General features: G+C 66.5%; 21 protein-coding genes. 13 read left to right on the top strand and 8 right to left on the bottom strand.

Annotation, left to right across the window (positions count from 1 at the left end; translation table 11 throughout):
- Positions 1–2 precede the first annotated feature (2 nt).
- Positions 3–941 carry a glycerophosphodiester phosphodiesterase gene (locus U1769_RS23150; RefSeq protein ID WP_332720471.1) on the top strand — a complete coding sequence of 313 codons (939 nt, stop codon included), beginning with the start codon at positions 3–5 and terminating at the stop codon, positions 939–941.
- Positions 942–1035: 94 nt separating this feature from the next.
- A complete protein-coding gene (locus tag U1769_RS23145; RefSeq protein WP_332720470.1) occupies positions 1036–2598 on the top strand; it encodes an alkaline phosphatase D family protein in 1563 nt (520 codons plus the stop codon).
- Between the two features lie 68 nt (positions 2599–2666).
- Here the strand turns inward: U1769_RS23145 and U1769_RS23140 are convergent, their stop codons facing one another.
- The 3 genes from U1769_RS23140 to U1769_RS23130 form a co-directional block, all read right to left on the bottom strand.
- A complete protein-coding gene (locus U1769_RS23140) occupies positions 2667–3122 on the bottom strand; it encodes a hypothetical protein (RefSeq protein ID WP_332720469.1) in 456 nt (151 codons plus the stop codon).
- 157 nt (positions 3123–3279) lie between these two features.
- Positions 3280–3846, bottom strand: a complete 567-nt coding sequence (locus U1769_RS23135) for a nucleotide synthetase (protein WP_332720468.1) — start codon at positions 3844–3846, stop codon at positions 3280–3282.
- Positions 3843–5423: a toll/interleukin-1 receptor domain-containing protein gene (locus tag U1769_RS23130; RefSeq protein ID WP_332720467.1), complete on the bottom strand. Its 1581-nt coding sequence runs from the start codon at positions 5421–5423 to the stop codon at positions 3843–3845. The genes U1769_RS23135 and U1769_RS23130 overlap by 4 nt, the downstream gene beginning before the upstream one ends.
- Before the next feature lie 207 nt (positions 5424–5630).
- On the opposite strand from U1769_RS23130, the gene U1769_RS23125 reads away from it, so the two are divergent.
- Both U1769_RS23125 and U1769_RS23120 read left to right on the top strand, forming a co-directional pair.
- Positions 5631–6011 carry a hypothetical protein gene (locus U1769_RS23125; protein ID WP_332720466.1) on the top strand — a complete coding sequence of 127 codons (381 nt, stop codon included), beginning with the start codon at positions 5631–5633 and terminating at the stop codon, positions 6009–6011.
- Between the two features lie 52 nt (positions 6012–6063).
- Positions 6064–7236, top strand: coding sequence for a patatin-like phospholipase family protein (locus U1769_RS23120; protein ID WP_332720465.1), 1173 nt, complete (start codon positions 6064–6066; stop codon positions 7234–7236).
- Positions 7237–7255: 19 nt separating this feature from the next.
- Here the strand turns inward: U1769_RS23120 and U1769_RS23115 are convergent, their stop codons facing one another.
- Positions 7256–8116 carry an NAD(P)-dependent oxidoreductase gene (locus tag U1769_RS23115; protein ID WP_332720464.1) on the bottom strand — a complete coding sequence of 287 codons (861 nt, stop codon included), beginning with the start codon at positions 8114–8116 and terminating at the stop codon, positions 7256–7258.
- A gap of 186 nt (positions 8117–8302) precedes the next feature.
- Between U1769_RS23115 and U1769_RS23110 the strand changes: the two genes are divergently transcribed.
- The 3 genes from U1769_RS23110 to U1769_RS23100 all read left to right on the top strand — a co-directional run bounded on the left by U1769_RS23110 (position 8303) and on the right by U1769_RS23100 (position 10152).
- Entirely contained in the window at positions 8303–8476 is a 174-nt protein-coding gene (locus tag U1769_RS23110; protein ID WP_332720462.1) for a hypothetical protein, read from the top strand.
- A gap of 324 nt (positions 8477–8800) precedes the next feature.
- Positions 8801–9565 (top strand): winged helix-turn-helix domain-containing protein, encoded by a 765-nt coding sequence (locus tag U1769_RS23105; protein WP_332720461.1) that lies wholly within the window; start codon positions 8801–8803, stop codon positions 9563–9565.
- A gap of 137 nt (positions 9566–9702) precedes the next feature.
- On the top strand, positions 9703–10152 hold the full coding sequence (locus U1769_RS23100) for a nuclear transport factor 2 family protein (protein WP_332720460.1): 450 nt from the start codon (positions 9703–9705) through the stop codon (positions 10150–10152).
- A gap of 185 nt (positions 10153–10337) precedes the next feature.
- On the opposite strand, the gene U1769_RS23095 is transcribed toward U1769_RS23100, so the two are convergent.
- Positions 10338–11738 carry an epoxide hydrolase family protein gene (locus U1769_RS23095; protein WP_332720459.1) on the bottom strand — a complete coding sequence of 467 codons (1401 nt, stop codon included), beginning with the start codon at positions 11736–11738 and terminating at the stop codon, positions 10338–10340.
- 174 nt (positions 11739–11912) lie between these two features.
- The gene (locus U1769_RS23090) at positions 11913–12854 is read right to left on the bottom strand and encodes a 3-keto-disaccharide hydrolase (RefSeq protein WP_332720458.1); all 942 of its coding nucleotides are present in this window, start codon (positions 12852–12854) and stop codon (positions 11913–11915) included.
- Positions 12855–12984: 130 nt separating this feature from the next.
- Between U1769_RS23090 and U1769_RS23085 the strand changes: the two genes are divergently transcribed.
- Positions 12985–13788 carry a TspO-related membrane protein gene (locus U1769_RS23085; protein WP_332720457.1) on the top strand — a complete coding sequence of 268 codons (804 nt, stop codon included), beginning with the start codon at positions 12985–12987 and terminating at the stop codon, positions 13786–13788.
- Between the two features lie 134 nt (positions 13789–13922).
- A complete protein-coding gene (locus U1769_RS23080; protein WP_332720456.1) occupies positions 13923–14213 on the top strand; it encodes a PqqD family peptide modification chaperone in 291 nt (96 codons plus the stop codon).
- 54 nt (positions 14214–14267) lie between these two features.
- Here the strand turns inward: U1769_RS23080 and U1769_RS23075 are convergent, their stop codons facing one another.
- A complete protein-coding gene (locus U1769_RS23075) occupies positions 14268–15161 on the bottom strand; it encodes a LysR family transcriptional regulator (protein ID WP_332720455.1) in 894 nt (297 codons plus the stop codon).
- 94 nt (positions 15162–15255) lie between these two features.
- Here U1769_RS23075 and U1769_RS23070 point away from each other — a divergent pair, with 94 nt between their 5' ends.
- The 4 genes from U1769_RS23070 to U1769_RS23055 are packed head-to-tail and all read left to right on the top strand — an operon-like array spanning position 15256 to position 17589.
- Positions 15256–15993 carry an SDR family oxidoreductase gene (locus U1769_RS23070; protein WP_332720454.1) on the top strand — a complete coding sequence of 246 codons (738 nt, stop codon included), beginning with the start codon at positions 15256–15258 and terminating at the stop codon, positions 15991–15993.
- Positions 15993–16898, top strand: coding sequence for an SDR family NAD(P)-dependent oxidoreductase (locus U1769_RS23065; protein WP_332720453.1), 906 nt, complete (start codon positions 15993–15995; stop codon positions 16896–16898). The genes U1769_RS23070 and U1769_RS23065 overlap by 1 nt, the downstream gene beginning before the upstream one ends.
- Positions 16895–17350: a DoxX family protein gene (locus tag U1769_RS23060; protein WP_332720452.1), complete on the top strand. Its 456-nt coding sequence runs from the start codon at positions 16895–16897 to the stop codon at positions 17348–17350. The genes U1769_RS23065 and U1769_RS23060 overlap by 4 nt, the downstream gene beginning before the upstream one ends.
- Positions 17351–17376: 26 nt before the next feature.
- Complete coding sequence (locus U1769_RS23055) at positions 17377–17589, top strand: tautomerase family protein (RefSeq protein WP_332720451.1); 213 nt, start codon at positions 17377–17379, stop codon at positions 17587–17589.
- A gap of 7 nt (positions 17590–17596) precedes the next feature.
- Here the strand turns inward: U1769_RS23055 and U1769_RS23050 are convergent, their stop codons facing one another.
- Positions 17597–18892, bottom strand: a complete 1296-nt coding sequence (locus U1769_RS23050; RefSeq protein ID WP_332720450.1) for a cation:proton antiporter — start codon at positions 18890–18892, stop codon at positions 17597–17599.
- Between the last annotated feature and the right edge of the window lie 35 nt (positions 18893–18927).

Here is an 18927-nt window from a genome sequence, read left to right as displayed (position 1 = left end):
TCATGACGAACACGCAAAACACGCATCGCGCCCGCCACCGGAATTGGGTGGCGGGGGGGATGGCCGCAGCGATCATGCTGCTGTCAGCGCCGGCCCATACCCAGGATAAAAAGCCTGTGGCGGCAGCGCCGCACATCGCGGTGATCGCGCACCGCGGCGGCGCCATGAGCCGCCCGGAGAATACCATGCCGGCGTTTCGGCACGCCGCTGCCCTGGGGGCGGAGATCATCGAATTCGACATGGAGATGACCGCCGACGATCGGATCGTCGTGTACCATGATGCGGACATCAATCCGGCTTTCTGTTTTCCGCCCAAGGGTTCCAAAATCGTCCCGGGTCCGGTGCGCGGGCTGAGCTTTGCCGATAGCCAGACGTTCGATTGCGGTTCGGGCGTGCGACCGGCTTATTCGGTCAAGGGCCATGTCGCCGTGCCGGGTGCGCGCATCCCGGCGCTCGATGAGGTGCTGAGCGCGTTTCAGGGCGGCGATGCCATCCTCTTCGCCGAGACCAAGATTCCCAAGCCTGCGCCAGGCCTGGCCGACATCGATCCGGTCAAGTTCGCCACGATGCTCGATACCGCGGTCCGCAAATACGGGCTGGAGGATCGGCTGATCCTGCAATCCTTCGACTTCCGCACGATCGATGCGCTGCACGACATCAACCCGCGCGTCCGCACCTGCCTGCTCGGCGCGCCAAAGTTGACGAGCGACTATCCGGCGTTGCTCCGGCAGCATCACGCTTCCTGCATCGTGTTGGGCAGCGCTCAGGTCGATCGGGACGGTGTCGCGCGGTTGCGCGAAGCGGGCGTCCTGGTGTTCTCCGATGTGGTCGATACGCCGGCCGATTGGGAGAAGGTCAGCGCGCTCGGCATGGATGCGATCTTCACCAACGATCCGGCCGGCCTGATCGGGTTCCTGAAGCAAGCCGGATTGCGCCCGTAGCAGCTTCCCGACCGACGTACCGAGGCGGCGGCGCGATGTCGCCGCGCTCCGGCGATCGGATGCCATGCTGTTTTCCAGACAAGGACCCGAACCGATGAAATTCGATCGTCGAGAACTGCTCAAGGCGGGCGGGGGACTGGCCATCTTCACCAGCCTGTCCCGCGCGCCGCTCCACGCAAAGCCGCTCGGCGCGAACCCGTTCTCGCTGGGGATCGCCGCGGGCGACCCCTGGCCGGACGGCTTCGTGATCTGGACTCGGCTGGCGCCTCGCCCGCTGGACGAGCATGGCGGGATGCCGGCGGTCGCGGTGCCCGTCCGCTGGGAAGTGGCGGAAGACGATCGCTTTGCCCGCGTCGTGCGAAGCGGGGACGCGGTCGCCGTTCCGGAACTCGCGCACTCCGTGCACGTCGAGGTCGCCGGCCTGCAGCCGCACCGCCGATACTGGTATCGGTTCATCGTCACCGGATCGGATGTCAGCCCGATAGGCACCGCCCGCACCGCTCCCGCGTCAGGGGCATTGGTCGATCGGCTGCGCATCGGCGTTGCCGGCTGCCAGAATTACGAAATGGGCTATTACGACGCGTGGAAGCATCTGGCGGCCGAGCCCGACCTGGACCTGATCTTTCATTACGGCGATTACATCTATGAGGGCGGCAGATCGACGCTCGGGATCCAGCCGAACGGCGCCAATATCGTGCGGCAGCATGCCGGCGACGAAATCTACAGCATCGACGATTACCGCCGACGCTACGCGCAATATAAGAGCGACCCGCACCTGCAGGCAGCTCATGCCGCCGCGGCCTTCGCGATATCCTTCGACGATCACGAGATCGACAATAACTGGGCCGGCGCCTTCGACCAGGACGGCACCACCCCGGAGATATTCGCGCTGCGGCGCTTCGCCGGCCTTCAGGCCTGGTATGAGCATATGCCGGTGCGCAAGGCGCAGTTCCCGACGCTCGGCGGGCTGACCGCCTTTCGCCGACTCGATTATGGCCGGCTGATGCGCATGCATGTGCTCGATACGCGATCGTTTCGCTCCGACCAGCCCTGCAACGACGGCAAGATCAAGCCATGTCCGCCGGAGGCGCACGACGCGCCAGAGATGCTCGGCCGGGCGCAGGAAGCCTGGCTGCACGAAGGACTGGGTAATAGCAGCAGCTGGAACCTGCTCGCCCAGCAAGTCATCGTGATGCCGGCGGATCTACGCGCGCTGGATGCGACGGAGGCGCGCCATGCGACGGATCTGTGGGACGGATATCGCCCGGCGCGCCGGCGATTGATCCAGTCGATCCGCGACCATCGGCTCACCAACGTCGTCTTCGCGACCGGCGACCATCATCGCCACCTCATCGGATCAGTGCCGGAGCGCGACGAGGATCCCGAGGGCAGAAAAGTCGCGGTCGAGTTCCAGGCTGCATCGATTACGACCAACGGGAATGGCAAGGGTGAGCGCGCATTTGCGCATGTGCTCAGGAACAATCCCCACTTCGATCTCTACACCGACCAGCGCGGATATCAGCTGTTCGACGTGACACCGAAGGCGTGGACCACCGCGGTGAAAGTAATGGATCGGGTCGAAGCCCCGGGCGGGAGCATCAGCACGCTTGCCACGTTCGTCGTGACGCCCGAGGCGCCGGTCCTGCATCGCGGCTGACCGACATCGCTGTTGAAGGTCCGCTTAAACGGATCCGTTGTTTGAAATTCCGAAAGCTGCCGGGCTGATCACGGCCGCGAACGGCATCGCTCGACGCTCAGCACGAACGCCGCGCCGGCCAGCGCGCCGCCAAGGAGGTAAAGCGGCAAGGTCGCGCCATCGAACCGGGTGCCGGTCAGCGCGGCCGCGAAACCACGGGAGAGATCCGGCGGGACTAGGGTGATGGTCGCAACCATCACCGCCATGCCGAGGGCGACGCCGCCGGCGAGGCGTCGTCCCGGGCCGGAGAGGGGCGACCGCAGCAATCCAAGAAAGCACAGGAGCAGCAGGCCGCCGATCATGAGCTTGACCGCCGGCCCGACATCGTCGGCGACTCGCCAGGTGGTGGCGAGGAAATGATCGAAGCCCGTGCCGATCGCTGCCGCCGCTGGCGAGAGGCCGAGCCAGGCGATGAGCGCGCTCGGCAGGAACACCGCCACGGCCCAGGCGGCAATCCAGGCGGGCAGGAAGCATCTGAACGTCATTTATCGCTCCGACCGGGCCGGTTGCCGGCCCGGCACTGTCCGCCGGAACCTATGATGAGCGCAAGAGGCGGCAGCGATCGGGCGCGTCGTCGTGTCGGATCGTTCACCAAGGTCGGCCGCGGACTGGAGGATCTCCGCGGCCCGCCCTGGTGCCGGGTCATTCGCCCTTATTCTCGATGTCGGGGTCGATCAGCGTCGGCAGGCGATATCTGCCTTCGATGAAATCGACGTAGAGATTGATCCCGTGCCGTGCGTTGGTGGCCTTTGGCTCGATCGCCTGCGCATAGAAAGACACCGCCCGCAGCTTGCCGTCCGTGTCGAAATGCTGCTGGAGCTTGCGGTAGCGCTGGTCCGAATGCTTGTTCTTGGTGCGGATCGTCTGACCCTGACCCGAGGGCGGGTTCGGCGCGAATTCCCAGAACTTGCCGATGAGTTTCAGCACGACGCAGCACGGCTTCTGCAGGGGAAAATCCAGCTGAGTCGGATCCCGGTGCAGGGGAAGCGGCAGTTCAGGCGCCGCGTCGACGAACTTGCCGATATAATCGTCGATCGCGTTCGCGCCGACATCCTTGCCGGGGCCATCCTGATCTTCCTTTTCGAAGCCGTAGATGTGGAAGCGCAGATCCTCGAGCGGACCTTCCCGCTCGCCGGAAACATAGATCTGCAAACGCTTGATGTGTGTGACGCCGGTGGGCGCGGTCGAGGGGATTTCATAGTCGGTCATGGCATGTCTCCTTCCACTGTGACGAGTTCGGCATTCATTCTCTTCAGGGTCGCCGCGAGTTCCTGATCGTTCGGGTCCGCGGCGACCAGGCGCCGCAAAGCCGCCCGGGCACCGCGAAGGCGCGCAGTGCCCGTCGCAGTATCCCCCATGCGCAGCTCGATCCTGGCGAGCGCCCGATCGGCCCAGATGCGCAGGCGATGGTTCAGAACGTTGCGTGGATCGCGTGTGGAGAGCGCGTCCAGGATCGCGATCTGCGCCAGGCGCTGCCGGCGTGCCGCTTCGAGATCGCCGACCTTGACATAGGCATCGGCGAGCCAGCCGCGGCGATTGACGATATCGCGCTGTGCCTTGTCGCCGGGCTGGCGTCGCGCGACTTCCGCCATTGCCCCGAGCGACCGGGCGCACAGGGTGACGACATGGGCCTTTTCATCCTGTGCGAGCCGAAGCGTGCAGAGATTGCCCGCAGCATAGGCGACTTCCTTGAGGCCGCGCGGATCATCCGGCGTGAGGAGGGCCAGCCGCCCGGCGAGCCGCTCATAGGCGATGAAATGCTGCTCCGCCGTCGTGAAGTCCTTCGCGCCAAAGGCCAAGCTGCCCATCCAGAACTCGCTTTGCGCATGGGCGAAGATTATTTCGGGATCGTCGGGATCGCGCGCGATCAGCGCTTCCGTCGCGCGATAGGCCTGGTTGAAGGCCTTCGTCGCGCGCGCCGGTTCGCCGGCCTTGTCCTCATCCTCGCCCCACGTCATCATCGCGCGTGCCTGGCGCGCCAGCGATGTCGCGGGCTGATCGTCGAGATCCTGGCCGGTATAATAAGCGAGCGCGCGCTCATTGGCCGACCGCAGCACGTCGAGCCGGCCGACCTTCTTGAGTTCATCTCGCAAATCGGTGAGCATGAATTCGACCAGTTCCTCTGCGCGCACGCGCTGATCCTCCGCCTCGGCGCGGGCCCTCAGTGCGACGATCGTCAACGCCGCCATCGCTAGCACCGCCGCGAACGCGACGAGCGTGACGGCCATCACATTCCTGAGACGCGCCTGCGCGTCGCGCTGCACCAGCGTATCGAGCGGCACGCCGACCACGCCGGCCACGAGCTTGAGGAGGCCGAGCCTTCGCCCGTCGCGACCGCGCCGGAAATCGGCAGCGAGCGGCTCGGCGGCTTCACCACGGGAAGACTGCCACAGGGGCGCCGGGATGGCCTGGGCCGGTTCGCCATCGATGAGAGCGGCGAGCACGGGGCCGCCTGGATTCAACTGGCGGAAAAGCTCGATCTCACGCGCGACCCATTGCGATGCAGCGGCGGCAGGCGAGCAGATAACGATCAGGCTGTCGGATGCGGCGAGCGCGGCGCGGACCTCGGCGCTGAGGTCGTCAGCGGCAGGAAGTTCGTCGAGATCGCGAAAGAGGCGCCCGAGGCGGGAAGGGATGGCGCCGCGCCTGCCGTCGGAGCCGGCGAGTTTCCTCGGGATGCGATATCGCTCGAGCCGGCGATGAAGCTGGCGGGCCACGCGCCGATCGACATGGCTGTAACTGATGAAAGCGCCGTAGCGCGTCTCGGCTGAACCCACTGATGTCACGGTGCTGTCCCCCGGTCCCGTTCAAGCAACATGCCGGATGCCAGAATAATCGACAAGGGCGTGACCGCGATCACGCGCACCGGATTTTCCACCATTTAAGTTACCACATGCATTCAAGCCCGATCGCGGATGCGCTAATATTCAGCATCGGTGCGAACATTGTGGAGCATTGCCTGAAGCATATTTTTAGAGTCGGAGGAGGAAGGGATGAACTATCGTCTTGTCGCCGCAGCCGCAATTCTCGGCTGCTATGCCGCGCTCGCCGGCGTTCTGTTCGCGATGGCCCCCGACATGACGGAGGTCGCCTGGCCCCGCGTGCTCAGCGTGTTCAGCGCATTCGGGGCAATGGCGACGGCCGCCGCCTCGGTCCTGCTCGGGGTCGAGGTGCAGCGGACCAATGTCGATGCAGCGAATGCGCGGACCCTGCAGGCGACCGTGCAACTCGCCGCCTCGCGTAACGCCATCCGGGATGCGCTGGCGGCAACGACCCGCGTTCCAGTCAGCGCCGCCCAGGCTACCGACGATGCGCGGCTGGGAGAGATCCAGACGATCCTCGCGCGCGCCGCGTTCGAAACGGACGTGCGCTGAGGGCCCGCGATCCAGTGATGAAGCCGCGATTCAAACCAGGGAGATTGGTGAGATGAAACATATTCTGCTCGGCGCACTGGCCTGCTTGCTCAGCGCGTGCGCGACCGATCGGCCGCTCGACTTCGCGTGCCCGCCTTTCGACGAATTCCGCATCCCGATCGCCACCACGCCGGGGCAAAGCGACCAGACCGTCGCGCGCGCGCGGCCTTCGCCCCTCACCGACGCGATCGAGCAGAGCTTTGGCCGCGTTTCGCGGGACGGCGTGACGGCGGCGGCGCCGGGCCGGCCACAGGTCCTCGTGCTGTCGGGCGGCGGGCAATGGGGTGCCTTTGGCGCGACCTTCCTGCAGGAATGGTCCGCACGCGGGAGCGGAGACGCGGCCCGCCCCCGCGCGTTCGACACGGTCACTGGCGTAAGCACGGGCGCGCTTCAGGCGACTTATGCCTTTCTCGGGCGTGACTATGACCAGAAGCTCGTCGATGCCTATACGATCACCAGCGAGAAGCAGCTGGTCGACCGCCACGGATCGCTGTTTTTCGTAAGCCATGCATCGATGGCGGACATCAAGCCGCTCGAAACCTATGTCCGGACCAATCTGCGCCCGTTGCTCAAGCAGGTCGCGGACGCCGCGCAAGGCGGGCGCAAGCTGTTTGTCGGCGTGGTCGACGGGCTCGACGGCCGCGCCTATGCGGTCGACCTCACCGAAATCGCCAGGCGCCTGAGCGGGACGGAACGAGAGACCTGCTATGTCGGCGCGTTGCTCGCGTCGTCCGCGGTTCCGGTGGTCTTTCGTCAGGTCACGATCAACGGGCGGCCCTATCTCGACGGCGGCGTGCGGCATTCGGTGTTCATCACCGAGGTCCAGCAGGCAGCGGGCGAGGCCGCGAGCCGCCGGCAGGTCGAGGGCGATCTGTATATCCTGATGAACGGCGACCTCAGCCCGACATCGGTCCCCACCTTGCCGGCAAAGCTGCTCCCCACGCTCAACCGCATGCGGACGATCGTCTTCAACCAGATCGAACTGGCATCGGTGTTCGGCACCGCGAGCCGCTATCCCGGCCTGCGCACCCGCGTCGCGACCGCGGCGGGAAACACGTGCGAGACGGTGTCCGACGAGGAAGCCGAAATCTTCGATCCCAAGGCGATGGAATGCCTGCGCGCCTATGGCCGCGAGCGCTGGAAGCAGGGCGTGCCCTGGTCCGAATATCGCGTGCCGCAGAAGTGAGCTTCCGATCCTGGCGCTCTCAGCGGCCGGCGTTGAGGGTGAAATCCGCCATGGCCGACCAGTCGCGGTCGCCCATGCCGGCATCGAGGGCAGCGGTCATCTGCGCGCGGACGGCGGCGAGGAGGGGGAGGGGCATGGGCAGGCCGGCGCTGGCTTCGCTCGCCAGGCGCAGGTCCTTGAGGCCGAGCGCCAGGCGGAAGCCGGCCTCGAAATCGCCGGTGACGATCTTGCCGCCGTAATTCTCATAGACGCGGCCGCCGAACAGGGTCTGCGTCATCAGATCGAGAAACGCCTTGCGATCTACGCCCTGCGCCTCGGTGATGGCGACGGCCTCGGCCATTGCCTCGATCGCCAGTGCGATCATCATGTTGCCGGCGACCTTGGCCGCATTGGCCTGGGCCGGTTCCTCGCCCATCACGAAGACGCGCTGGCCGATCACGTCGAACAGCGGCGTCACGCGATCGATCGCGTCGGCTGGGCCGGCGGCCATGATGTTGAGCTTGCCTGCCTCGGCGACGTCCGGGCGGCCGAAGACCGGCGCGGAGACATAGGCGATGCCGCGATCGGCGTGGAGCGCGGCCAGTTCCTGCGCGAAGGCGACCGAGATGGTCGCGGCGACGACATGTACCAGCCCGCCGCGCGGGGCGGCGAAGGCGTCGCCGTCGAGCAGCACCGTGCGGATCGCGGCGTCGTCCGAGAGCATGGTGAAGACGACATCGGCGTCGAAGACTTCGGCCGGCGTTGCCACGATCCGGCCGTCCGGGATGGCGCCGGGCTCGACCGGGGAGCGGTTCCAGGCGCTGACCCGGTGCCCGGCGTCTGCCAGGTTGCGGGCCATGGCGAGGCCCATGCGGCCGAGGCCGATAAATCCGACGTCCATTGGGATTTCCTTTTCAGCGAGCGGCGGATCACCAAAATCGATCGATTGGCGTGAGGCTCCATATGTAACCAAGGTTAGGACTCAAAAAACAATATATGTTACCGTGCGATATCGCCGATCTTCACTCCAAGCGATTCGGCGACTGAGGGCAGATGGAGAGCTCCCCGCTAGACAACGGGGGTTGCCATGCCCAACGAACAGGACCGCGACTATTTCCTTCGCCGCGAAGCCCAGGAACGCGCGGCGGCCGTGAAAACGGCGAGTTCGGCGAGTGTCATCCATACCGAGCTGGCCAATCTTTACGCCCGGCTGATCAACGACCCTGAGTCGCCTGAAGTGGGCGGTACGCCGAAGCGCTAAAGCAGTCCATGCCGGGAAAGGGAACGATCGAGCGGGCGTTCGAGCTGGCGCGAAGCGGCTCGTCACTCGACCGATGACATCAGGCGCGTCCTGACGCGGGAAGGCCATGAGAGCGTGGCATCGCATCTGTCGGGCAAGACAGTCGTCAAGCAATTGCGGGCGCTCATCTCGGCGGCGACGCCGAAGGGCTGAGTGGTTGGGGCTGGACAGGATTTCCCCCCATCATAGGATACCGTATGTAGCGGCCGAAGGAAGTGAGTCGATCGATCCGGCGCCCCTCAATGCCATGCGAGGCCGTAGAACAGGGACATGCCATCGGCTCCCATGATTGGACAGACCCACAGGATCGGATCGTGGCAGTTCGACGCGGCGACGGCCACGTTGCGGCACGCTGGGGTCGAGAAATCCCTCGAGGATCGATCCGCCCGCGTTCTCGAGCTGCTCTGCCGCCGTCGTGGCGAAACAGTGTCGAAGGACGAGCTGCTGCGCGAGGTCTGGCAGGGACGTATAGTGAGCCCGAACAGTGTTGCCATCGTGATCGGCGATCTTCGGCGCGCGCTGGGCGACGACCCGACCCAGCCGGCCCATATCGTGACGGTTGGGAAAAGAGGATATCGGCTCACCCCCACGCCCGAACAACCGGCTCCCGGCACGTCACGCAGCACGCGCCGGGCCGTTGGGGTGGTGATCGCGACGATCGTGATGCTCGTCGCCGCGCTGGCGCTTCGCGAGCGCGCGGCGACGCCGGTCGACCTGGCCGTGGCGCCTGTCCGGAACGAGACCGGTCAGGCGCGGTACGACGATCTCGCGCGATCGTTGACGGCGGTGGTGACGGACTGTGCGGTGCGGTTTCGGGGCGTGCGCGTGCTCTCCGGCGACGCCGCATTGCCCGACAGGCGCATCGTCTATCTGAATTCCCGGCTGATCCTCTGGAATGGGGCGCCGGAACTGGCGATCACCGCCACTGATGCGTCCAGCCATTCAGTCCTGTGGTCAGGTTTCGCGAAGGGCGATTCGGGCAATCTCGCGCGGGACACCGCCGAGCGGCTGGATGGCCTGCAGGAGCGCCTCGCCCGTCGTGCCAGGTGACGACGAACCGTTCTTGAGCGCTTCTTGAGTCGTTCAAGCGAGTGTCCGCGGCTTAGCGGGATGATCCCGTCACCGAGGATTGCCCCATGTCTCCTTCCGGATTTCTCTGCCTCACCCTGTCCTGCTGTGTTCTTGCCATGTCCGCTCCCGGCGCCCGCGCCTCGACGCAGACGGACGCGGTCGACGTACGACGGCTGATGGAGGAATATCATTCGGCCGTCGTCGGCCATGACGGCGCGCGCCTCGCAGGACTCTTCGTTCCGACAGGCAGTGCATGGTTCAACGTCCTTTCCGGCCCTGGCTATGCCGTCGCGCGTGCAAAGACGCCGGATGCGCCGAAGGTCCGTCCGGGCACCGTGGATGGCTTCGTCAGATTCGTGAGCAGCAGCAAGGCGAAGCTCGATCCGCAACACGGCCCGGTCACCATCCGGGCCGATGGCGCGATCGCGTCCGTCTATTTCGACTTTCGCTTCCTGATCGACGGCAAGGTCCAGAACCAGGGCAGCGAAAGCTGGCAGCTCGTGAAGTTCGCCGATGGCTGGCGGATCGCGTCGATCGTCTATTCCTCGACGCCGCCCGCGGCCTGACCGCAACCGGCTCCCCATGCCCGAGCCGGTCCGGGCGACGGTTCGCCACCGGAGACCCTCCGGTGGCGGCGACTGGAGCAGGCTGCGTAAAATCCGACGCGCTCCGCCTGCTCTAGATATTTGTTATCGCATCGTTTTTGCGAAAAACCGGTTCCCACTTTTTCTCACGATGCTCTAGCGGCGGATCAGGTGCCGCGCAGCGAGCGGAAGGTGGCGCGCAGATCCTCCGTGAAGGCCTGGGGCTGCTCCCACGCGGCGAAGTGCGTGCCCCTGGCGTGACGCTTGTAGAAGACGAGGTTGGGATAGGCCTTGCGCGTCCAGCTTTCCGGCGCCTGGTAGATCTCCTCGGCAAAGGCGCTCACCCCGGTCGGCAGCTCGATGCCCTTGGGCGCGAAGAAGGGCAGCTTGCTTTCCCAATAGAGCCGCGCGGAGGATACGGCCGTGTTGGTCAGCCAGTAGAGCGTGACATTGTCGAGGATGTCGTCGCGGGTCAGCCCTTCGCTGGCGCCGTCGAAGACGCGGGCGATCAGCTTATAGCTGCGGATGTCGTGATCGAGCATCCATGCGGCGAGGCCGACGGGCGAATCCGCCAGCGCGTAGAGCGTCTGCGGCCGCCCCGCCATTTCCTGCGCATAGCCGAGGCCGTGCGCGTAGAAATCGACGAGCTGGTCCCAGGCATATTTCTCGTCAGCCGACAGGCCGGCGGGCTCAGGCCCCGCCGGCAGCAACGCCGAGATGCTGTCGGGTACGGTTGCCGGCATGTTGGTGTGGATGCCGACCAGCCCGGCGGGCTTCTGCAGCGCCATCTGCTCGGTGACGGCGTTGCCCCAGTCGCCACCCTGGGCGACGTAGCGGGTGTAGCCGAGCCGGGTCATCAGCGTGCCCCAGGCCCGCGCGACGCGCTGCGGATCCCAGCCGGTCGCGGCCGGCTTGCCCGAAAAGCCATAGCCGGGGAGCGACGGGATCACGACATCGAACGCATCGGCGGCGGTGCCGCCATGCGCGGTCGGATCCGTCAGTGGGCCGATGACCTTGAGCTGCTCGATGATCGATCCCGGCCAGCCATGGGTGATGATGACCGGGAGCGCATTGGGATGCTTCGATTTCACCTGGATGAAGTGGATGTCGAGGCCGTCGATGGCGGTGAGGAAAGCGGGATAGGCGTTGAGCTGCGCTTCGGCGCGGCGCCAGTCATGATGATGCTGCCAGTAATCGGCGACCTTCTGCATCGTCGCCAGCGTCACGCCTTGCGACGTGTCGTTTACCGTCTCGCGCTCGGGCCATTTGGTGGCGGCGAGGCGGCGGCGGAGATCGGCAAGCGCTTCGTCGGGCGCGTGGTAGCGGAAGGGCCGGATGGATTCGTCGCCGGCCGGGACAGCCGTGGCGGCGGCAACGACAGCGACGCTGCCGGCGGCGGTGAGATCGGCCCGGGCGGACGCCGGCGTCTGGGCATCGGCAGGTCCGGTCGAAGGTGGTGCGGTGGTTTCAGCATGCGCGGCGCTGCCCGACAGGATTGCCCCGAACGCACCCACCACGGTCGACGCCAGAAGCTGGCGCCGGCCGATCGAAGACCATAATATGCCCATGATCACTCTCCCGATCGGGCGGGCAGGAATGATGCGTTCGCTTTTCGAAAAGACCCTGACCAGCGCACGCGCTTAAGGGGGCCGCCCGTGCGGGGATGATGCCCGAGCGCGGACGAGTCGGTCAAATATGGTTAACCTGTCTGAGGTTCTCCTACGCAGCGTCGCCGCCCGACTTCAGCCGCCCGCGACGACGATGCGGGGCAGGGCGCGGATCGGTTCGACCGTGATATTGCGGAACCAGGTTTCGGCGCCTTCGGACTGGAACTGGACGTGGCCGTGCGTCAGCGGCTGGCGCGAGCCGTCCGGCGCGATGGTCGCGAGGCCGCCGAGTTCGGCGACCGGCACGCCGTTGACGAGGTGGATTGCGCGGTCGCCGAGGACGTAGAGATCGAGCGTGTTCCATTCGCCGGCGGGGCGTTCGGCATCGCTGGCGCCCTCGACATTCCAGGTCGGGGTGCGGTTGATCATGTCGACCGGCTGGCCGCCGACGCGGAAGCGAAGGTGCGGCGCGATCAGCGACGGATCGAACGCCACAGTGGTGCGGGCGCGCACCTTCGGGCCGACCATCACGATCATGCCGGTCGATCCCTTCATGATCTCGAATTCGACCGAGGGCCGCCACGTGCCGAACACTTCGCCGGGCACGCCGTGGCTGTGGTAGAGCAGGCCGTTGTTCCGCGGCAGCTTTTCGCGCGGCGCCCAGGTCTTCGTGCCCCATTTATACTGGAGGCGGAGATGATAGTCGCGCAGATCGGCGTGGTGGACGAGGCTGCCCCAGGTCTCGCCCTTCACCCAGATCGCGGGCGCGCCATCGACCTGACGGACGGCGAAGTCGCCGCCGGTGTCTCGGCTCGTGCCGATCGGCGTGGCGCCGGGATCGGCCTTGTAGGTCACGGCGGGATCGGGATAGCCGAGCCATGCCTGCCAGCCCGTGAGGCTGCGGCCGTCGAACAGGGCGGTGCGCTTGCCGGTGGGCTTGGGCAGATCGGCGATCGTCAGGCGCTGGGCAGTCGCGGGTGCGGGGCCCGCGACAGCGCGTGCCCGCTCAACCGAATCCTGCGCCAGCGCGGTGGCGGGCATCAACAACAGAGCCAGCAGCGCCCGTTTCATCGCCATGATCTTTTCCCTTCGGTGACGCGCCCTTTTAGGTCCAGGCAGCGGCCCTGCCCACCGCGACCATTGGCGGGGGTCTGAGGGCCGACCATCCGGTCCGGAACCCGGGGTGCTCGACCGACGTTCGCGCTGCATGACATCCATCGGCTATTCTCACCCTGCCAGGCGCAGCGACCTGCAGCGCACGGCGATCCTCCTGCTGGCGATCCTCCAGGTGCTGGTCACTTTGCTGCCGTCGCTCGGGCTTGGCGAGCCGATCGGCGAGCGATCCGATGCCGTGCGCACCGCGATCACGCCGGCGGGCTGGGCCTTCTCGATCTGGGGGCTGCTTTACGCGGGATCTCTTGCCTACGCGATCTATCAGTTTCTCCCGGCGCAGCGGACCAATGCGTTGCTCGCGAGGATCGGCTGGGCGAGCGCCGGCGCTTTCCTGGGCAATGCGCTGTGGGCGCTCTACACGCAGTTCGTCGATCTGAACGCGCTGTCGGTGGTGATCATCACGGGCACGTTGTTGTGCCTGCTCGCCTGCTATCGGCGCTTCGCCACCCTGCCGCGGCGGTTGACGCGGGGCGAGCAGTTCCTCGTCGCGCTGCCGCTGAGCGGCCTTGCCGCCTGGCTGACGGCGGCGACGATCGTCAATATCGCGGCGTCGCTGAAATTCCACGGTGTCGATCCGGGCGAGACGGCGCCGCTGGCTGGGGCCGCGGTGGTGGCATCGGGTGGCGTGATCGCCAGCGCGGCGATCTGGAACGGTCGCGGCAATCCCTGGTACGCGCTGATATTCCTGTGGGCGCTCGCCGGCATCCACGCCCGTCAGACGAGCGCTAACGGCATTGCCGTGGCTGTGATCGCCGCCGCCTTGCTGGTCGTTGCCAGCACGCTGGTGCGGCTTGGCCGTGCGGCCGACCGCGAGCGGTGGTTCGGCACGGGCGGCTGACGATTTCGAGCGGGCGGCGCCACAAATCCTGACAGGTTCGGTGGGGCCCCTCGATCTATTTGCAATAGACGGCCCGGTCGGCTGGCAGTAGCGTTTCCCGCGTCGCACCGCGACCTTTTGCAGACGAGGAAACAGTGCGCGAAAACATGGTGGTGAGGCGAACGGGCGAGCTTCTCCAGGCGGATGTCGACGGAGAGACGGTCGCCCTCAGCATCGAGAACGGCACCTGCTACAGTTTCAACGATTCGGCGGCGCGCGTCTGGGCCCTGACCGAGCAACCGCGGACTGTCGGGGAAATCCGTGACGCGTTGGTCGCCATCTATGCCGTCGACCGGGAAACCTGCGAGCGCGGCCTGCACGCGATCCTCGATGAACTTGTCGCGGATGGCCTCGTCGAGATCTCCCCGCCCGAAAACCAGCCATAGGTTGAGCCATTCGCCGACGCGCCGGAGTTCGCCGACCGTCTATCAAGCTCGGCGCTACAGCGCGGCCTGGCGGAAGATGTCGGTAATATAATCGAGGAAGACGCGCAGGCGCGGGGCGAGATGCCGGTTGTGGGGATAGAGCGCGGATAGCGGCGTTGGTGTGGGCGGATGATCGGCCAAGACTTCGACCAGGGTTCCCGCCGCCAGCTCGGCGGCGAAGCGATAGCGTGGGGCCTGGACGAGGCCGAGCCCGGCGCGGGCGAGATCGGCCGAGGTATCCGAATGATTGGCGCTGACCTGCACCGGCAGGCGCACTTCATGGGGCGTGCCGTCCACCGTGAATTCGAGCGGCATCACGTCGCCCGTCAGCGACGACAGGAAGCCGATCATCCTGTGACCGGCGAGATCGTCGATCGATCGCGGCACGCCGTGCCGTGCGAGATAGTCCGGGCTGGCGACGGTGACTTCGCTGATCATGCCGAGCCGCCGCAGCATCAGGCCGCTGTCGACTGGCTCGCCGACGCGGAGGACGCAGTCGACGCCTTCGCGTACCAGATCTACCAGCCGGTCGGTCTGGCCGATATGGAGCTGGATGCGGGGATAGCGCGCCAGGAAGGCAGGCAGGCCGGGCAGCAGGAAAGTCCTGGTCAGCAGCCCCGGCGCATCCATGCGCAGCCGCCCATGCGGTTCGCTGTCGCGCAGCACTGCCTCGGCATCGTCGAGCTCGGCGAGGATTGCGGTGCAGCGCTCATAATAGAGCTGCCCGTCGGGCGTCGGCGCGACGTGCCGGGTGGTCCGTTCGAGCAGCCGCGCGCCGAGCCGCCCCTCGAGCCGGCGGATCGCCTCCGTCGCGGTCGAGCGAGGGACGTTGAGATCGGCGGCGGCCGTGGTGAAGCTGCGGCGTTCGACGACGCGTGCGAACAGGCGCAACGATTGGAGATGGTCCATGGCCGTTGTTCGGATATTCCGAACATAGTTGTCAATTCACGAGCGATTATCCCGGATCTGGAAAAGCCTATCTCCTCAGCGAAGGAGACTCAGCATGTCGAACATCGCACGCACCGCCATCGTCACCGGCGGATCAAAGGGTATCGGGGCCGCGATCAGCCGGCGGCTCGCAGCCGACGGGTTCGCCGTCGTCGTCAATTACGCACATGGGCGGGACGCAGCCGAAGAGGTTGTCGGCACCATCGCGGCGGCGGGCGGTCGCGCCATCGCAGTCGCCGCGGACATCGCCGAGCCCTCGGGCATGCGCACGCTGTTCGATGCCGCCGAACGGGCGTTCGGACCAGTCGACATGCTGGTAAACAATGCTGGCATCATGACGCTTGGGCCCATTGCCGAGCAGGACGACGAGGCCTTTGCGCGGCAAATCGCGACGAACCTGGGCGGCGTGTTCCGCGGCATGCGCGAGGCAGCCAGGCGGCTGGCCGATGGCGGGCGCATCGTGAGCTTCTCGTCGAGCGTCGTCGGGCTCTACCAGCCGGGCTACGGCGTCTATGCCGCGACCAAGGCAGCGGTCGAGGCGCTGACTCATGTGCTTGCCAAGGAGTTGGGCGCGCGCGGCATCACGGTCAACGCCGTCGCACCGGGGCCGGTGGGGACCGACCTGTTTCTGCACGGCAAATCCGACGAGCAAATCGCCGCCATCGCGAAGATGAACCCGTTCGGCCGCCTCGGCGAACCCGACGACATTGCGCGTGTCGTCGCCTTCCTCGGAAGCGCCGATGGCGGCTGGATCAACGGCCAGGTGATCCGCGCCAATGGCGGTGTGATCTGATGAGCAGCATCATCCTCGTCACCGGCGCGTCGAGCGGCTTCGGCAAGATGATCGCGCGCGGCCTCGCCCGGGCGGGACACAGCGTCTATGCCTCGATGCGCGGCACGGGCGGGAGGAACGCGGCCGCAGTCGCGGCGAGCGCCACCTATGCCGCCGAGCACCGTATCGACCTGCGCACGATCGAGCTCGACGTGCAGGACGAGCCGTCGATCGCGGCCGCGACGGCGGCGATCCTGGCCGAGCAGGGGCGGATCGACGTGGTCGTCCACAATGCCGGCCATATGGTGTGGGGGCCGGGCGAAGCCTTCACGCCGGAGCAGCTTGCCGAGCTGTACGACATCAACGTGCTCGGCACCCAGCGAGTCAACCGGGCGATCCTGCCGCCGATGCGCGCGGCGGGCAGCGGCCTGCTGATCTGGATCGGCAGCAGCAGCGTCGCGGGCGGCGTGCCGCCGCTGCTCGGCCCTTATTTCGCGGCCAAGGCGGCGATGGATGCGCTGGCGGTATGCTACGCGAAGGAGCTGGCGCCGCTCGGGATCGAAACCTCGATCGTCGTGCCGGGGGCCTTCACCACCGGCACCAACCACTTCGCCCATGCCGGGGCTCCCGCCGACGCCACAGTCACAGCGGCCTACGACGATGCCTATGCCCCGGGTTTCGCCGACGCGATGAAGGCAGCGCTGGCGGCCACCGTGCCGGGCGACGCCGACCCCGGCGCGGTGGGGCGGGCAGTGGTCGACCTGGTCGCCATGCCCGCCGGCGCGCGGCCGCTCAGGGTGCATGTCGATCCCGCCAGCGACGGGGCGGCGGTGAGCTTCGCCGTGATAGACCGGGTGCGCGAGGAGTTCCTGCACCGGATCGGCCATGCCGATCTGCTGCACCCCGCCCGAGCGTCGGGCGCATGATGCCCGGTGCGGACGGGCTGGCGCGCCTTCAGGCGGCGGGCGAACCGCTGGCCTATGCAGCGCTGCGGATCGGTTTCGGCCTGACGCTGATGACTCATGGCCTGCCCAAGCTGTTCGGCCTGCCGCATGGATCGATGGCTGATCCGATGGCCGGCTCGATCCGGCTGATCGATACGGTGCTCGGCCTGCCGTTCGCGCCGCAGATCGGCCTCGTCATCGCGCTGCTCGAAGGGGTGGGCGGACCGTTGCTGGCGCTTGGCCTCGGCACGCGAGCCCTCGCTCTGGCCTTTGGGCTGCAGATGGTCGGCATCTGCCTGGTGCTCGGGCCGACCTATCCGTGGATCGACCGCGGCATCGAATATCCGATCATCCTCGGGCTGGTCGCCCTGGCCATCGCGCTGCGCGGCGGTGGCCGCTTCGCGCTCGACCGCCGGCTGGCCCACGCCGTCTGACCATCATTTCGACAAGGAGAAAACCAATGCCGTTCGTGAACTTCAAGGTACCCGAAGCAGCCCTGACTCGCGCGCAGAAGGAGGAGATCGTCCACCGCACCACCGACATGCTGGCCGAATATTTCACCGAGGCAGCCCGCCCGCACACGATGGTGCTGATCGAGGAGGTCAAGGACGGCGGCTATGCACGCGCCGATACGGTGTTCGTCATCCCGGACGCGTATCGCGCCAGAGAATGATCCCCAGTCATGTCGTTTGGGCGGCGGGCTCAGCGTCGAGATCGGCATCCGGATCGCGGCCCTGGGACCGATCCAGCGTTCGCATGATCGGCGTGACCGTCAGGCCGTGCAACAGGATGGACAGCAGGACGACGAGCCCGACCACGCCCCATAGCCGCTCCGCGATGTCGATCTGCATGTGGTTGAGGCCGTAGGCGAGATAGTAGATCGACCCGACGCCGCGGATGCCGAAAAAGGCGAGGGTCAGCTTCTCGCCGCGGGCGGCTGGGTGCCCAGTCAGGCCGATCAGGCCCGTCACGGGGCGGATGACGAGCAGGATGACCAAGGCGACGACGATATCGATCCAGCCGATCGTCGCGAACAGGCCGCTGACGATCGCCCCGCCGAAGAGCAACAACAGGATCATCATCGCGAGCCGCTCCACCTGCTCGGTCACGTCATGCATGTCTCGCTGGAAATCATGTTCGCGGTGCGTGTGGCGGAAGCTGAGGGCCGTTACGAACACCGCAAGGAAGCCGTAGCAATGGATGATCTCGGTCAGGCCGTAGGACACGAAGGTGGCGGCGAGAGCGATCAGGCCGTCGCCGGTCTTCGCCAGCTTCGTTTCCGCCGGCACGTGGAAGGTGAGCCAGCCGAACAGGCGGCCGATGAGCCAGCCACCGACGACGCCGGCGCCGATCTCCCATAGCACGCGGTATCCCAGCCACTCGAAGAACCATGGCTGGTTAGTCCCGGCGACCGCCGCGAGGACGACCGCCAAATGGACAAACGGGAAAGCGAAGCCATCGTTCAGGCCGGCCTCCGAGGTCAGGCCGAAGCGGACTTCATCTTCCTCGCCGGTCTTGGGTGGGCCCACCTGGACATCGGCGGCGAGTACCGGATCAGTCGGCGCGAGGCTGGCTGCCAGCAGCAGCGCGATCGCCCAAGGCAGTCCCATCGTCCAGCCGGCCAGCAGGGTGATGGCGAGGATCGACAGCGGCATCGTCACCGCGACCAGGCGCCAGGCGACTGACCATTGCCGCCAGTTGAAGATGCGATCGATCTTCAGGCCCGCTCCCATCAGCGCGATGATGACGACGAACTCGGCGAAGCGTTCGGTGATCTCGGGATAGAGCAGGGGCAGGGGGCGCAACGTCACCTGCGGCAAGGAAAACAGCGCCGCGCCGATGCCGATGCAGACGATCGGCAGCGACAGCGGCAGTCGCTTGAGCGCCAGGGGCAGCCAGGCGACAAGGGCGATGAGCAGTCCAAGGCCCGTCAGGACGAGGATATAGGGATCGGGCAGCAGGTTATCGGGAATCATGGGTCGGCAACGAGCGACGGACGGGATCGGGCACT

This window comes from Parasphingomonas zepuensis (assembly GCF_036663735.1).
GTDB lineage: Bacteria > Pseudomonadota > Alphaproteobacteria > Sphingomonadales > Sphingomonadaceae > Sphingomonas.
Note: the sequence above shows the minus strand (reverse complement) of the source record. Positions and strands in the feature narration are given on the sequence as shown.

Excerpts from the sequence above, each read along its gene's own strand:
- U1769_RS23125 (WP_332720466.1), top strand. The coding sequence starts at position 5,631 with ATGAACTATCGTCTTGTCGCCGCAGCCGCAATTCTCGGCTGCTATGCC.
- U1769_RS23090 (WP_332720458.1), bottom strand. The coding sequence starts at position 12,854 with ATGGCGATGAAACGGGCGCTGCTGGCTCTGTTGTTGATGCCCGCCACC.
- U1769_RS23115 (WP_332720464.1), bottom strand. The coding sequence starts at position 8,116 with ATGGACGTCGGATTTATCGGCCTCGGCCGCATGGGCCTCGCCATGGCC.
- U1769_RS23065 (WP_332720453.1), top strand. The coding sequence starts at position 15,993 with ATGAGCAGCATCATCCTCGTCACCGGCGCGTCGAGCGGCTTCGGCAAG.
- U1769_RS23120 (WP_332720465.1), top strand. The coding sequence starts at position 6,064 with ATGAAACATATTCTGCTCGGCGCACTGGCCTGCTTGCTCAGCGCGTGC.
- U1769_RS23135 (WP_332720468.1), bottom strand. The coding sequence starts at position 3,846 with ATGACCGACTATGAAATCCCCTCGACCGCGCCCACCGGCGTCACACAC.
- U1769_RS23150 (WP_332720471.1), top strand. The coding sequence starts at position 3 with ATGACGAACACGCAAAACACGCATCGCGCCCGCCACCGGAATTGGGTG.
- U1769_RS23085 (WP_332720457.1), top strand. The coding sequence starts at position 12,985 with ATGACATCCATCGGCTATTCTCACCCTGCCAGGCGCAGCGACCTGCAG.
- U1769_RS23060 (WP_332720452.1), top strand. The coding sequence starts at position 16,895 with ATGATGCCCGGTGCGGACGGGCTGGCGCGCCTTCAGGCGGCGGGCGAA.
- U1769_RS23110 (WP_332720462.1), top strand. The coding sequence starts at position 8,303 with ATGCCCAACGAACAGGACCGCGACTATTTCCTTCGCCGCGAAGCCCAG.
- U1769_RS23075 (WP_332720455.1), bottom strand. The coding sequence starts at position 15,161 with ATGGACCATCTCCAATCGTTGCGCCTGTTCGCACGCGTCGTCGAACGC.
- U1769_RS23055 (WP_332720451.1), top strand. The coding sequence starts at position 17,377 with ATGCCGTTCGTGAACTTCAAGGTACCCGAAGCAGCCCTGACTCGCGCG.
- U1769_RS23050 (WP_332720450.1), bottom strand. The coding sequence starts at position 18,892 with ATGATTCCCGATAACCTGCTGCCCGATCCCTATATCCTCGTCCTGACG.
- U1769_RS23100 (WP_332720460.1), top strand. The coding sequence starts at position 9,703 with ATGTCCGCTCCCGGCGCCCGCGCCTCGACGCAGACGGACGCGGTCGAC.
- U1769_RS23070 (WP_332720454.1), top strand. The coding sequence starts at position 15,256 with ATGTCGAACATCGCACGCACCGCCATCGTCACCGGCGGATCAAAGGGT.
- U1769_RS23145 (WP_332720470.1), top strand. The coding sequence starts at position 1,036 with ATGAAATTCGATCGTCGAGAACTGCTCAAGGCGGGCGGGGGACTGGCC.
- U1769_RS23140 (WP_332720469.1), bottom strand. The coding sequence starts at position 3,122 with ATGACGTTCAGATGCTTCCTGCCCGCCTGGATTGCCGCCTGGGCCGTG.
- U1769_RS23105 (WP_332720461.1), top strand. The coding sequence starts at position 8,801 with ATGATTGGACAGACCCACAGGATCGGATCGTGGCAGTTCGACGCGGCG.
- U1769_RS23095 (WP_332720459.1), bottom strand. The coding sequence starts at position 11,738 with ATGGGCATATTATGGTCTTCGATCGGCCGGCGCCAGCTTCTGGCGTCG.